The organism is Paenibacillus taihuensis (assembly GCF_003386535.1).
GTDB lineage: Bacteria > Bacillota > Bacilli > Paenibacillales > Paenibacillaceae > Paenibacillus_Z > Paenibacillus_Z taihuensis.
This window is the reverse complement of sequence record NZ_QTTN01000001.1, coordinates 290,264-304,768: the sequence shown is the minus strand read 5'-3', so window position 1 is coordinate 304,768 and position 14,505 is coordinate 290,264. Positions and strand designations below refer to the sequence as shown.

Below are 14,505 nucleotides of genomic sequence, written 5' to 3'. Positions count from 1 at the left end.
TTATCAAACTCGAACTGGAAAATCAATGTATCGACGATCGAAAGCTCATGCGAAACCTCATTATTCTATGTCGTTCAACCTCGGCCTATGTAAATCAAGCTCCCCCGTCAGCATGTGCGTCAGGAGGAGCCAGTTAAACTATATTAGACCTTTACGGCCGCATTGCCGAACACTTTCGCTTCTTGCTTCGCTTCAGCGATCGCCTTCTCTTTGATCTCCGCTGCTTTCTCCGGCATGGCATTCATGCCTTCAACGAAGATGCCCTTGAAGTCGGTGATGCCGAAGAATCCCATAATGGCAGACAAGTGCCGGTGACCGCATTCGATCTGTGCGGCAGGCCCATCTGAATATATACCGCCGCGCGCCTGAATATGAATCGCCGATTTGCCTTTTTGCAATCCGACAGGACCATCCTTCGTATAGCTGAAGGTTTTGCCTGCAACACAGATGGAGTCAATATAGGCTTTCATGATCGGCGGATAAGAGAAGTTCCACATCGGCGTCGCGAACACATACTTGTCCCCTGACACGAATTGGTCGACAATCTCGTTAAGCCTTACGACCTTCTTCTGCTCAGCCTCGGAGAGCGAATTGAATTCACCGCCGCTTCGCAGCTTGCCCCATCCGCTAAACACATCTGCATCGATATGAGGAATCTCCATCTTGTACAAGTCTAAATGAATAATTTCATCCTGCGGATGCGATTCGCGGTAGGAATCAAGGAAGGCTTGGCCAACAGCCATGCTGTATGAAGTTTGGTGATCATGCGGATGCGCAGTAATATACAGAAGCTTTGCCATAAATGAACGATCCCTGCCTCTTCTTTAGATTGACGGACACGGTTTAGGTTGGTCCGGCGCATGGCAATGGATACCTGAGTCCGAGGGATTGTTGCTGGCTTAACTGTTATTTACTGAGCGATTGTACATAAGCAATCGCATTCCTGCGCAAGTTAGAACGAAGTATGTTCATGCTGAATGGACTGAAGCAGAGCTTTCATGAACTGCTGCGCTGCTGGAGGGAGCATCTCCTCATCTCGCGTGTAGAGCACGATCGGGTTGCGCAGTTCAGCTTCACCTTGTACCTGCACTCTCGTCAACTCTTCTCTTGCTATTGCACGCTTTGCCTCCAACGACGAAACGAACGAAACTCCGAGTCCGGCCGCCACCGCATGAAGCGATTCGTGGACGCCGCTTACTTGAATCGCCGTTTCGGGTATCGCCGCGCCATGAATGCGACAGAGCGCAAGCAGCCGATCGCGCGCTGCACTGCCTTCTTCGCGCATAATGAACGGTTCCATAAACAGTTCGCCAAGCGAAACGTTTCGACCTGCTAACGGATGCGTCGGTGCGGCGACAAACCACAGCTCGTCCTCGAGCAGCACATGCCTTGTTAGCCCTTCTCGCGCTTCCCCGCTTCCACCGATAACCGCAATATCCGCTTTATATTGATACAGCGCTTCCGCTGCATCATTTGCATTTCGTGTATCCAGCGTCACCGCTACGGATGGAAATGCTTGCTTAAAAGCTGCAATCTGCTCTAACAGCAGAAAATTCGCCGGCAGCGATGTAGCCGCGATGCGCAGCTTGCCCACCGAACCATCGCGGAACGCTGCCAAATCCCGCGTAATGTCCTGCTCCAGCGAGAACAGTCTGGCTGCATGAGCAGCAAGCCGTTCACCGGCTTCCGTGAGGAGGATGCCTCTCCCTTTCGGCGCCAGAAGCGTCATACCAAGCTCCGCGGCCATATTGCGCACATGCGCCGTCACCGCTGGCTGGCTAATCCGCAGCAGCTCCGCAGCTCTTGTAACGCTTCCTGTTGTTGCAACGTGATGAAATACAATCAGCCCATAGAGATTCATCGCATAGGTCCCTCCTCACGCATACCTGACTATCCACCCGAGAATTCGTGAATCCGAGAATTCATAATCTATTATTATCATTAACCAATATATCTGTATTAGAATTATAGGTCATTTCAACTTATTGTAAGGAGTAGAACATCGCCTATCAAGCGAACAGCTGATAAAGAACAGATAAAAGATAGAAAAAAAAACAGATAAGGACAGCTAAAGGAGGATTTCTAATTATGATAGCCTCATGCATCATTTGCAACTCGCCCTACAGCATGGATACAAGTCCGATGCGGTACAGCTGCGAATGCGGCGGTTTGCTTCAGCTGGTACAAGACTTCAGCGGTATCGATGCGGATCAGCTGAAGCGCTGTTTCTACGAACGCCGAGCGCTGCGTCACACGATATCTGCCAGCGGAGTATGGCGATATAAGGAGCTTATCGCGCCAAAGCTGCCCGAAGATCATATCGTCACCCGCAATGAAGGAAACACGGGACTCTACGAAACAGAGTCCGTGAGACAATTCGCTGGCATAAGACGGCTGTGGCTGAAAGCACAGAGCGAGAATCCGAGCGGCTCCTTCAAGGATAATGGCATGACTGTCGCCATCTCCCATGGCCGGTCGCTCGGCTATCGCGGCTTTGCATGCACATCCACCGGCAACACATCTTCGTCGCTATCCATGTATGCCGCAACTGGAGGACTCGCTTCCCTTATACTCGTGCCTGACCGCGATGTCGCTCTTAATAAAGTGCTGCAGACGCTTGCTTACGGCGCACAGGTCCGAACCTTCACCGGCACTTATGATGATGGCATCCGCTGGCTTGACAACCACGCGGAGACAGAAGGCTTATATGTATGCAACTCAATTAATCCGTTTCGAATCGAAGGTCAGAAGAGCATCCTGTTCGAGCTCGCGCAGGACATGGACTGGTCGCTGCCGGATTGGATTGTGCTCCCAGGCGGAGCACTAAGCAATGCCTCTGCGCTCGGCAAAGGGCTGCATGATCTATACGAGCTCGGTTTCATCTCGAAGCTGCCGCGGGTTGCGGTCATTCAAGCCGAAGGCGCGAGCCCGTTTCATAGAATGATCGCAAACGGCAACGTGTCTTTAACCCCCGAACAGAAGCCGTCCACGGTTGCGTCGGCGCTCAATATCGGCAACCCTCCGAGCTGGCGCAAAGCTCGCGACGTGCTGCAGCTCACGAACGGAGTAACGGCGGCTGTCACCGACGAAGAGATTATGCAAGCGAAGCTGCATATTGACCGCTCCGGCATCGGAGCTGAGCCGGCGTCCGCAGCTGCTGTTGCCGGTCTGCGGAAGCTTGTTCGCGATGGCACGATCCACCGTGATGAGACGGCAGCCTGTATTTTGACCGGTCATATTTTGAAAGATTCCGATTCACTGCGCTCATATCGGGATATTCCTGATCGCATCCAACAGGTTCAACTAGCTAATTAGCCGACTAGCTAGAAGCATACAGCAAAAAACGCACCTCCCCAGCTCATAGCCGAGGAGGTGCGTTTTTTATTTTCGCGACTGTGATTGCGATTTTGTCTGTGACTGCTGCGGTGGCGGTGGCGGGCTGAATGGCAGCTTCACCGTAATCGTTGTACCTTCATCCGCTTTACTTGTCGCAGTCACGGTTCCATGATGCATATCGACGATTCTTTTGACGATAGAGAGCCCCAGTCCGCTTCCTCCGAGCTTGCGGTTCCGCGACTTATCCGCCTTGAAGAAACGTTCGAATATATGAGGCAGATCTACCTCCGATATCCCGATCCCTGAATCAGCTATCGAGACGACTGCTCCCCCGTCAGCCTGCTTCACTTGCACGCTTACAGTGCCGCCTTCAGGCGTGAACTTCATGCTGTTCGCAAGAATATTCATCCACACCTGCGATAGCAGTTCATCATCCCCCTGGATCGTCACTTCCTCGTCCAGATTGACGTCCATCACAATATCCTTCTCCATCCAGAGCGGCTCGCACGCCAGAATCATCGACCGCACCTGCTGATCGAGGCGCAGCGGCTTCAGCTGCACCGGTTCATCCCTCGCTTCGAGCGTCGTCAGCTTCAGCAAATTATCGCTCAGCTTGGACAGCCTTGTGCTCTCGTTCTCGATGATGCTTGCATAGTGATTGCGCTGTTCGTCATCGATTCCTTCGTGCTGCAGCGCTTTGGCGAAGCCGCGAATCGAGGTGAGCGGCGACTGGATTTCATGAGAGACGTTGCTGATGAACGTCTGGCGCATCTGCTCCATCTGGCTCAGCTCGGCAGCCATATCGTTAATGCTTGCGGCAAGCTCGCCGAATTGCGGGATTTGCTCGGATTTGGCGATCGAGACGGAGAAGTCGCCTTTGGACATACGCCTTATTGCATTAATATAGACTCTTGCCCCGTCCCGATGTCTCCATGGGCGGCCGATTAGCAGCAGTACGATAAACAAGAGCAGGAACCCGACGAACGAGGTGAAAAGCTGCTGCGGCAAGCCGCGGAATAAGCTAGGCGCTTTCTCTTGAATAAACAGCGCATAGACTTGGCCGCCGCTGCTCACTTTCATGCCTGCAAGCGCGGTTCCTTTGGCAAAAGGATTCGATCGCTTCAGCTTCTCCACCGTCTGACCATGCTCAAGCACTGCCGCCATTACCTCTTGATCCGGCAAGCTGCCAACCTGTTCTGCATCACCATAGGTATTCATTCGGCCCTTCGTATCAACGAGTACGATTCGATACCCGTTACTTCGCGCGGCTGGCTGAAGAACGTCCTTCCATTCGCTGTTCGGCCGGCTTACTAGAATATCCGCAATCAGCTGCCCGTCATGAACCAGCTCTGCCGTTAGAGTGGAACGATTCTGTTTCTCTTTGTAGAAAGATATGCCTGTGTAGGCGATCGAATAGGTCGAATAGATCGCGATATTCATGAGCACCATTCCGGCGAGGCCTGCCAAGATTCGCTTCCATAATGGCATCTTCATCCGCTATACCTCCAGCCGGTAGCCAAGGCCCCGAATCGTCTGAATCCGGATTCGGCTGCGCTCTTCCGGGAACTTCTCCCGCAGCCGCTTGATATGCACATCGACCGTCCGCTCATCGCCTTCGTAATCATAGCCCCACAGCTGTTCGATGAGATGCTCGCGCGAAAATGTTTTGCCCGGATAGCTGGCGAGCTTGAACAGCAGCTCGAACTCCTTCATCGGCAGCGTCATGGTCGTATTGTCCATCGTTACCGCATAAGCAGATCGATTGAGCTGCACAGCGCCTACGGTAACCGTACTCGAAGTCGCAATGCGATAACGCTTGAGCAGTGCTTTCACGCGCGCAACTAGCTCCACCGGCTCGAATGGCTTGACGAGATAGTCGTCTGCACCAAGCTCGAATCCTTTTAGCTTCTGACTCGTCTCGCCCTTCGCTGTCATCATCAGCACCGGAAGCTCCGTCGATTCACGCAGCTCCTTGCACAGCTCCCAGCCGTCCATGTTGGGCATCATCACGTCGAGAATGGCGAGATCAACCTGCGTATTCTCCAGAATCGCCAGTGCTTCCTCGCCGTCGCCTGCTTCAACGACATCAAAGCCTTCGCGGGCGAGAAACAGCCGAACCAGCTCGCGGATATGAGGATCGTCATCGACGATTAGTAGTTTGGTCATCTTCAGTCATCTCCGGTTGAAAGTAGAATGGGAAATCATGCATTCACTATAAGATCGAATCATGAACACAATATGAACAGTTCCATCTTACCAATTGCAGGCAAAAAGAAAAAGAAGCCTGAACCTCCCGGCAGGCTCGGCTTCTTCTTATAATAGTTACGCTTCTTAATATCGAGTCGCCTTTAGCAGACTTCCATTCTCATGCGGTTCCTGAAGCATTCGCAGCAGCTCCAGCGCCACATCCGACGCCTGACGCAGCTTTCCGGTCTCATAGCTCTCTTGAAAGAATCGCTGCAGCGGAAACTGCCCCAGCTCCTGTCCCCGCGCGGCCGTCTGCATCGCCGTATCGATCATGCCTGGGTCGTATGCATACGCCTGCACCGGTCTTGCTGCATCCCCCTGCTCCTCGGCGATACAGCGCGTGAGCATATTGATCGCAGCTTTGCTGCTGCAATACATACTCATCGACGGTGCAGCGTACTCGCCAAGACCGGATGTTACATTAACAATCGTAGCTCGACAAGAATGCTGCTCCTGAACCTGAACGAGCTTAATGAATCGGCTGCAGAGCACCATCGGCGCCAGAAGGCTTGTCTCCAGGTGCTTCGCCATTTCAGCAGCAGCAATCTCAGGCAGCGGTCGAAGCGGCTCCAGCATCGCAGCATTATTGATGAGAAGCAGCTCCTCCACTTGCGATATATCGACGGATCGGCTGATATAATCAAACGATGCTTCTAATGCCCCCGTGTCTGCCAGATCACACTGAACAAACGCAAAGGCGTCTACTCGTGCAAGCCGTTCATCCGGCGCGGTGCGTGCCATCCCAAACACCTGATACCCTTGCAGAATTAGCTCTTCTGCAATGGCTTCGCCAAGTCCGCGTGATGTCCCCGTTACGATGGCTGCCTTGTTGCAGCTCACCTTTTCCTTCATCATTCATCCCGCCTCCCCGGATAATGATACAACAAACGGTCGCAGCCGTAAGCCACTCCAACGCCTGCCGTGTACCGAATCAAATCAACAAACAGGAAACCATGACCTAACACAAGCGCACCTAGTGTCGTTGCACGTATCTGATTGATCCAGTCCGCTTGGTACAGCTGGGTGAATTCATCCGCGAAGCAGATGCTCAAGCTAATAATTGCTGCGGTGTCGATGCCTATGCTCAGTCTATAGAAGCAGAAGCGAACACCAAAATATATCATGCATGCCCACAGCGCATCTCCCGCATGGTTGGCGATCCGTTCAGGCAGCACTTCCGAGTACCGCCTCACCGCTAGACCAAGCACGATCACGGCTCCTGCCGCGAAAGCATACCGCCATCGCCTAGTAAGGAAGACCGTCCAACCTCGATGCCGATTCGGTCTCTTTCTCTCTTTTCCTGCCGACATACTCCAGCACCTCCAGCAAATCCGGCGGCTGCAGCAGTTCAACCGGCGACATGCTGCGATCGAACTGGAAGCCGTCTCCTTCGATGAGTGCGACATAACGACCATTGTACGTGGCAAAATGGATCGAAAGCCCGAACTCGGCTAGCGGCCCTTTGACCGCCCAATCGCCAAGCTTGAACGCCACGCTCAGGTTGGGCTGCTGTTCGATAAGCCGTTCCGCAGCGGCAACAACCCGCTCCTGCGGCCAGGACTCCTGCAGCTCCCGCTTCTCTCTCGCTGCCCACACCTCGAACTGCTGCGCTTCCTGCTCCCGCGCCTCGCTCGCTTGTCCCTGCCATTTATCCTCCATATACTCGTGAACCATCTCGAGCATATGGTCGCTCATCAGCTCCGGCATCGCCTTCTCATAGCTGACGAACCTCAGGAAATCCTCGAAATACCGGGCATGCGACGCTTGATGGATTTTCAGCTCCCACAGCTCCAGCATCCCTTCCTCCGGCATGAGCGGATATTGGATCGATTTCATATTCCGAGCGCTGATCGCCATCTCGACTTGCGAGATTAGATTATGCTCATCCGTAATCCGCGCAATCTTCGGCTCGAAATCGCACTTGAGCACGAACAGCAGCGGCTCGTCCGTATGCCGGTTCGGCGTTGCATGAACGACGATGAACGCGCCGCCGCGTACGGCCGCCGCCTCCATATAGAGCCGAACAAGCTCATCGGCGAATCCGTGAAACTCTTGCGCGGATTCAGCCATACGCAGACGCTGGAACGTATTGTAGTTCGGATTGCTGTCCAGCTCGTAGCCGGGCTCAACGATGAAACGTCCGATCTTCGTCGGCGCGTTGTCCGTTGACGGATGACGCTCCGCTTTTCTCTTGCAAATCCGGGCAAACTCGCCGTCCAGGAACGACTTCAGCTCGCTTTCTGCATAATCGTAGCGGTCCAGCGTCTGATAATGTTTAAAGGTTTTGGCAGCGCTCGTGTCGCCGCCCTCGCCTTGAATAACGAAGAACGATAAGTACTCGACGATAAAATCCATTGATGCGACCCCTTTTGCCTCCAAAATCTGCGTGTCCAAGAACACCCAAGTCACTAGCATAGCATATTTCGTTTTCGGAGTGATATAGGTTAACTCAGGTCGCTGCAGATTCGATTCGCTTCCTCGTGAATATATCGCATCAATCCGATAAGGTCAGAAAGCCGCTCACTATTGTCCTTATAATGGCGATCCGAACGAAGCTGCTTAATCCAGATTGCTTCTTGTATCACACAATGCCACTTCTCAGGAACGAAAGTGAGTGCATGTTGACCGGCCTGCACTTTACTCCTAATGCCGTGCTCCGACAAGGTGTAGAGCTGCCTCAGCATACCAAGCGCACACCATTCCACCGCTTCATCCAGCAGCTGGGTTTGCAGTAAACTAGGGTCCAGAGCCGCAGCTGCCTGCACCTGCTCTAACCGTTCCATCCAGCCTGACCAATAGCTGTTTAGGTTTCCGATTACATAGGTGACCAGCTCTTGTGAAGGGATGTCATAATCAAATGTCATTGCCTGTTCTGATCCATACACTCGGATACCGTGATGCTTCAGAATCCACCATGTGACCGGATTCATATCCGCGCCGTGACCGTTCGTATGGACCTGTTTGTTGTAAAAGGTTACTGGAGTGCGTTCTTCGTTATATGGCTGGCCAAGTTCATGAGCGCGTACATACATGCCCATAATATCGACCTCTGGGCATTCCTGCTCGGTCTCCTCATGCGCTTCGCGAATCGCTTGAAGGTCCGGCTCAGACAGCTTTTCGCGGACAATGGCGACAAAATCAATATCGCTCGTTCCGTCGATATAATCGCCTAACGCGACCGAGCCGTACAGATAGATCGATTCGATGATGGACGTTCTGCTCTGCAGGCAGCTTGCAAGCCTGCTCATCTTCCGCTCTACGGACGGGTGTAACATGTTCGGATGCACCTCGCACTTTGAGATTAGAAACGCCAAGCCTTTGCTGCAAATATAACGGCTATCGCATTGGAGAAAAAGAGAAATTATGGAAGTCGCGTTTTTCATATTTAACGTTAACGCTGACCGGATGGACTTCGTTTCACTTGAATGAAAAAAAACTGTCCGGAGCTACGAAGCTCAGACAGCTTTTTTGAATTAATATGGTGGAAGGCTTGTGCGAATCGATCATGAATGAGCAAATAAGTGGATTTTTCAGATATTTCCACTTATTTCTTCCCCCACCGCTCAGCCTACCGCGACCGGTCCTCGCTCCGCAACAAGAGACGTAAGCTCGCCGCTGTACAGCAGCTTCAGCTTATGCAGCGCACGCGTGCACGCGACATAGAGCAGCTTCGCATCATTGCTGCCGAAGCTCTCCACATCGGCATCCGCGATGAGCACGGCATCGAACTCGAGGCCCTTCGCCAAGTAAGCCGGCACTACGGTCAATCCGCCGCCATACGCCTCTTGCTTGCTCTCAACCAGCGAGCAAGGTACGCCTGCTGCTTCCAGCTCAGCAGCAATTGCTGCACAGGAACGTGCAGTACGGCCGAGCACCGCCATCGTCCGATAATGGCCGGATGCCTGCCATTCCTTCACGGTCTGCACGACGCCAGAGAGCCGCTCCTGATCGGATTTGCTCTCAACCACATCGACAGCCTCGCCGCTGCGGAATACAGGAACCGCCGGCTTTACACCGTCGCCCATACTGCCGAGCACCAGGTTCGCGAAATCGATAATTTCCATCGTTGACCGGTAGCTTCGATCAAGCTCGTAATACCCCGTGTCTGCTTCCGGGAATAGCGCCGTTTGCTCCTTCCACCTGTGAATCCCGGCGTAGCCGTGAATCCCTTGCTGCAAATCGCCGAGCACCGTCATCGACGGCTGACGCTGGCATTGCTTAAGAGCCTCCAGCTGGAATGGCGAATAGTCCTGCGCCTCGTCAATGACGATATGATCGTAAGGCGGCTGTTCATTGCCGTACATCCGAAGCTGAATGTATACGAGCGGCGCGAGATCCTCTGGGAGAATCAGCTTTTTCTTGAGCGATTTAATCGTATTCTTGCACGCTTCAACGCCAAGCAGCTCTTGCGCAGCGGCTTCACCTAATAGCGAGCTGTACAATTGCGGCGCTGTAAACGATGGAATTTTCTTCGTATAGGCATTAAGCTTCGTGTTCAGCTTCGACTTGAGCGTTTTGTCCGTCAGTCTGCGCGTCTTCCACTCCGACTCGAGCCAGCGCTTCAACCGGCTGACCAGCCGCGTGCGGCGTTTCATATAAGGCTCGTTGCTGTCGTCCGTCGACAGCCATTCGATAATCATCGCAGGCGTCACTTTCCAGCCAGCCATCGGCTCGAAGGACTCCTCTGGGATAAGCGACGATTCGGTGAGCACCAGCTTTGCATCAATAATTGCCTTGAAATCAAGGTTCCCTTTCAAGCGGCTTGTCGCCGTATCCATCTCTTCTCGAGTCCGCGGATGTTCGAACCAATAGGTGAACGGGTCGAAGTCTTCGCTGAGACGAACAGCATCATGCAGCTGCTCCAGTGCCCAATCTGCAAACGTCGTCTGCAGAATATCTCCAACACCGAGCTCCGGCAGTACGCCGGAAATATAATCGAGGAACATCCGATTCGGCGCAAAAATAACCATCCGGTCCGCACGAATCGCGCCAGCATAACGATACAGCAAATACGCGAGACGGTGCAGCGCAACGGTTGTTTTACCGCTACCGGCAACCCCTTGAATGAAGACGGCTTTATTTTTATCCGTCCGAATAATACGGTCCTGCTCCTGCTGAATCGTCGAAACGATATCACGCAGCTTGTTGTCTTTGCTCTCGCCGAGGCGGTACAACAGGAACTCGTCGGTGACGCTCTCCTCTTCCTGCCCGCGCACGTAGCTGTCGACAACCCGTTCGAGCTTCCCTTCGCGCACCATCAGGTTGCGCTTGAGATGAACGGTCCCTTCCACATCGCCATCCGGCGATTCGTAGGTAACGGGGGCTTCCCCGCCGCTGAACGCGTAGAACAAGCTTGCAACCGGTGCGCGCCAATCGACGACGAGCACTTCATTCGACTTCTCGTGGGCGACGCCGGCTTTGCCGATATAAAGCGGTTTGGGTCCCGGCTGAACCGTTTCTTGAAAATCAATTCGGCCAAAATACGGTTCCCGCTGTGCGACCTCCAGCCGCTGCTGCCGCTGTTCACGCTGAATTTCGAGCATTTGCTCTGTAAAATCATTGCCTGTGTAACGAGGTCCAATCGTACGAAGCTGCTCGTGAATGTGCTTCAGCACGTTCTCGACGCGTACAGCCTCTTCTTGAAAGGCACTTTGAACGGTCATGTCAGTTACCTCCCTCTTCGACTTCAAGCCTGATTACCTGCAGCTCTCCGCGCCTAGAATTAGAGGCGGCGAAAGCCGCATTGTTACATGCGGCTTAAGTCTGTTCATATGAATAATGGCGTTTTAAGCTCCGCTATGGAGCACGAGTGAACAATATAGCACACCGGACTAGCGAGTGTCAATTCATACCAGCCCCTGCCAATATGTTACATCACATACCGGATTAACGAGCAAACAAGCGCGACGTGAAGCACCAGCATGAGCGGCATGCCAAGAGCAAAAGCGGTATGCTTCGTCTTATGCCGAAACATCCGCATCGCCATCACACCGCCAAGCGCTCCTCCGATCAGGCTGAGTCCTAGCAGCTTTTTCTCCGGAATGCGGTGCCTGCGATCCTTCGTTGCACGCCGCTTATCGATACGCATCAGAAAGAACACATACACGTTCATAATGATGAGATATACAAGTAATAGTTTGATAATTAGCGTCATTTTATAAGTCTCCTCTTCTAACAACGGCTTCAGCTATGAAAAATCAAGATTGGGGACGTGGCTTTGCTCGATTCGTCGGTGCCGCTTCAAGCGGATTATCCGGCCAATAATGCTTCGGATACCGGCCTTTCAAGTCCTTCTTCACCTCGAAATACGTGTTCTGCCAGAAGTTCGCCAAGTCCTGCGTCACCTGCACGGGCCGGTGCGCCGGCGAGAGCAAGTGAATCGTAATCGGCAGCTTGCCGCCTGCAATTCGCGGCGTCCGCTGAAGGCCGAACAGCTCCTGCAGCCGGACCGCCAGCACCGGCGCTGCCGGGTCGCTGTAATCGACCGGGATGCGCGAGCCGCTCGGCACCGTCATATGCGTCGGCACCTCTTCGTCGAGCTGCGAGCGCTCCTGCCAGGAGAGCAGCGACTCCATGATTTGCGCCATATTCAGGCGCGAGAGATCATTTCGGCTGCGCATCCCGCCCACATAAGGGCCGAGCCAATCCGGGAGCGATGAAAGCAGCGCTTCCTCGGAAACATCGGGCCAGCTCGTATTATGCGTATGCATGAGCGCGATTCGAGCTTGCAGCTGGCGGGCCTGCTTCGTCCAAGGAAGCATGTCCAACCCCAGTTCGGCAATACCGGTGAACAGCGCTTGCATGACCAGCTCGGAATCTGCGTTCTCAAGCTGAGTTTCTTTGAGTGTTAGTGCGCCAAGTCGCAGCTTGCGCCGCGCACGCACAGCGCCAGCCCCACGATCCCATCGGACATCCGCCTCATCGATGATCTGGTCGGCGTAATGCCGCTCAAGCTCCGCGAGCGTAATCGGCGCGGCAAGCAGGATGCGGCTGTCAGTGCCGCTGTCTTCAAGCTCCGCGGTCGCGAGGTACGGCGCGCTCGAGAGCGGCTGCAGCTCTTGCACAGCCGCGCCGCGTCCGCTGCGCAGCAGGAAGCGGATGTCGCCGCGGCGCTGTGCGATGCGATCCGGGTACGCGAGCGCGAGAAGGAGCCCGGTCGCGTCTGCGTCCGCGCTCATTGCCGCGGACGCTTGGCCGCGCGGCTGCGGCGTGATGCCGGCGGCGCGCATCCACTCGCGCGCCTCCGCGGTGAGCCGCTTGACCGCGGCTGGGTCCGGCTGCTCGCCAGCAGCGGAATAACCGCGACCGCGCAGCGCTTCCACGCGCAGCCGCATATCGATGCTGCGCGTCTGGCGCAGCAGATCGCGGTCGCCGAGCAGCGCGGCGAGCTCGCATGCCGCTTCGCCTTGGCCGAGCGGCTTCGCCTCGAGCACCATATGCGCGAGGCGCGGGTGCATGCCGAGCTCGGCCATCATTTTGCCGTGCGCGGTCGGTTTGCCCTGCGCATCGAGCGCGCCAAGCTCGCGCAGCAGCTCCTCCGCCTGCGCGTACGCGGCAGCCGGCGGCTTCGTCAGCCACGCGAGCTCCTCGAACGGATCGGCAATGCCCCAGATCGCAAGCTCCAGCGCAAGCGGCGCAAGATCAGCGCCGAGCAGTTCCGGCTCGCTCTGCGGCTGCAGCTGCCGGTGCTCCTGCTCCGTCCACAGCCGGTAGCAGACGCCCGGCGCTTCGCGGCCGGCACGCCCGCGGCGCTGATCCGCGGAAGCGACCGACACGGGCACGGTTTCCAGCCGTGCCATGCCTGTCCGCGGCGAGAAGCGCGGCACGCGGCTCAGTCCGCTGTCCACGACGATGCGGACGCCGCGGACTGTGACGCTCGACTCGGCGATCGTCGTCGCGAGCACGATTTTGCGTTCGCCTGGCGAAGCAGACGCAACGGCACGATCCTGCGCCTCCGGCGATAATGCGCCGTATAACGGGATAACCTCCGTTGCAGCAGGCAGCGCCGCCGAAGCGCGAAGAAGACCGGCTACGCGGTGAATCTCCGCCGCCCCCTGCAGAAACACAAGCGCATCGCCTTCATGGCGCTGCACAGCTTCGAGCGCTGTGCGCGCGACGGCATCCTCGATGCGGCCGCTCACAGGCTTCGCCGCGTAATTCGTCTCTACGGGGTAAGCCTGCCCTTCGCTCACTAATAGCGGCGCGCCGCCCAGCAGCTCCGCAACCGGCTCAGCCTCCAGCGTCGCCGACATCACAAGCAGCCGCAGATCGTCGCGAAGAACCGACTGCGATTGCAAACAGAGGGCGAGTCCCAAGTCGCCGTGCAAATGCCGCTCATGGAACTCGTCGAAGATGACAATGCCGACGCCTTCAAGCGCTGGGTCCGCTTGCAGCATGCGCGTTAATACCCCTTCGGTGATGACTTCAATCACCGTCGAGGGTCCAACCTTCGTATCCATCCGAACGCGGTAGCCGACCGTACCGCCCACTTGCTCGCCGAGCGACGCCGCCATATAGCGCGCTGCGGAACGCGCCGCCAACCGGCGCGGTTCCAGCATAAGAATGCGCTTGCCCGCCAGCCACGGCGCACCGAGCAATGCCAGCGGCACGCGTGTCGTCTTTCCCGCTCCGGGCGACGCCACGAGCACCGCAGAGCTGCGTTCAGCGAGTACCTGCTGAAGCTCAGGCAATAAAGCGTCAATCGGCAGCTCGCCTTGCGATTTTAGTTGTCCATTCCGATCATCCATGCATGAGTCCCCTGTCTCTCGAATTCATAAGTTCTATTATAGGGACTTTGCGCTTTCGACGTCAAAACACCTGTCTCTACATCACCTGGATCGCAAAGTGTATCCCTAAGGTACTCTCTTTCCCTCTTTTCGCCGGTTTTCCCGCAATGTGTATCCCTCAGGTACTCTCTTTCGC

The 14,505-nt window shown here is 55.2% G+C and carries 13 protein-coding genes; 1 reads left to right on the top strand and 12 read right to left on the bottom strand.

The window, feature by feature from the left end:
* Positions 1–143 precede the first annotated feature (143 nt).
* On the bottom strand, positions 144–800 hold the full coding sequence (locus tag A8990_RS01550; protein WP_116187243.1) for an FMN-dependent NADH-azoreductase: 657 nt from the start codon (positions 798–800) through the stop codon (positions 144–146).
* Positions 801–952: 152 nt separating this feature from the next.
* A complete protein-coding gene (locus A8990_RS01545; protein ID WP_116187242.1) occupies positions 953–1,861 on the bottom strand; it encodes a LysR family transcriptional regulator in 909 nt (302 codons plus the stop codon).
* Positions 1,862–2,088: 227 nt separating this feature from the next.
* Here A8990_RS01545 and thrC point away from each other — a divergent pair, with 227 nt between their 5' ends.
* Positions 2,089–3,315, top strand: a complete 1,227-nt coding sequence (thrC, locus tag A8990_RS01540; protein WP_116187241.1) for a threonine synthase — start codon at positions 2,089–2,091, stop codon at positions 3,313–3,315.
* 66 nt (positions 3,316–3,381) lie between these two features.
* On the opposite strand, the gene A8990_RS01535 is transcribed toward thrC, so the two are convergent.
* The 10 genes from A8990_RS01535 to A8990_RS31775 form a co-directional block, all read right to left on the bottom strand.
* Positions 3,382–4,830: a sensor histidine kinase gene (locus A8990_RS01535; RefSeq protein ID WP_245995797.1), complete on the bottom strand. Its 1,449-nt coding sequence runs from the start codon at positions 4,828–4,830 to the stop codon at positions 3,382–3,384.
* A 3-nt stretch (positions 4,831–4,833) separates the two neighbouring features.
* A complete protein-coding gene (locus A8990_RS01530) occupies positions 4,834–5,502 on the bottom strand; it encodes a response regulator transcription factor (protein WP_116187240.1) in 669 nt (222 codons plus the stop codon).
* Between the two features lie 165 nt (positions 5,503–5,667).
* Positions 5,668–6,438, bottom strand: a complete 771-nt coding sequence (locus tag A8990_RS01525) for an SDR family NAD(P)-dependent oxidoreductase (protein ID WP_116187239.1) — start codon at positions 6,436–6,438, stop codon at positions 5,668–5,670.
* Positions 6,435–6,791, bottom strand: coding sequence for a ribosomal maturation YjgA family protein (locus A8990_RS01520; RefSeq protein WP_245995796.1), 357 nt, complete (start codon positions 6,789–6,791; stop codon positions 6,435–6,437). Before A8990_RS01520 ends, A8990_RS01525 begins: the two co-directional genes overlap by 4 nt.
* Before the next feature lie 37 nt (positions 6,792–6,828).
* Positions 6,829–7,938: a DUF3900 domain-containing protein gene (locus tag A8990_RS01515; RefSeq protein WP_116187237.1), complete on the bottom strand. Its 1,110-nt coding sequence runs from the start codon at positions 7,936–7,938 to the stop codon at positions 6,829–6,831.
* 89 nt (positions 7,939–8,027) lie between these two features.
* Entirely contained in the window at positions 8,028–8,858 is an 831-nt protein-coding gene (locus tag A8990_RS01510; protein WP_181909347.1) for a nucleotidyltransferase domain-containing protein, read from the bottom strand.
* Positions 8,859–9,146: 288 nt separating this feature from the next.
* A complete protein-coding gene (locus A8990_RS01505; protein ID WP_116187235.1) occupies positions 9,147–11,246 on the bottom strand; it encodes a HelD family protein in 2,100 nt (699 codons plus the stop codon).
* 206 nt (positions 11,247–11,452) lie between these two features.
* Positions 11,453–11,737, bottom strand: coding sequence for a DUF1294 domain-containing protein (locus A8990_RS01500; RefSeq protein ID WP_220376775.1), 285 nt, complete (start codon positions 11,735–11,737; stop codon positions 11,453–11,455).
* A gap of 43 nt (positions 11,738–11,780) precedes the next feature.
* Positions 11,781–14,330 (bottom strand): ATP-dependent helicase HrpB, encoded by a 2,550-nt coding sequence (gene hrpB, locus A8990_RS01495; protein WP_116187234.1) that lies wholly within the window; start codon positions 14,328–14,330, stop codon positions 11,781–11,783.
* Positions 14,306–14,505, bottom strand: a 200-nt coding sequence (locus A8990_RS31775; protein ID WP_220376774.1) for a hypothetical protein, incomplete at its 5' end; no start/stop codon positions are given. The genes hrpB and A8990_RS31775, both read right to left, overlap by 25 nt.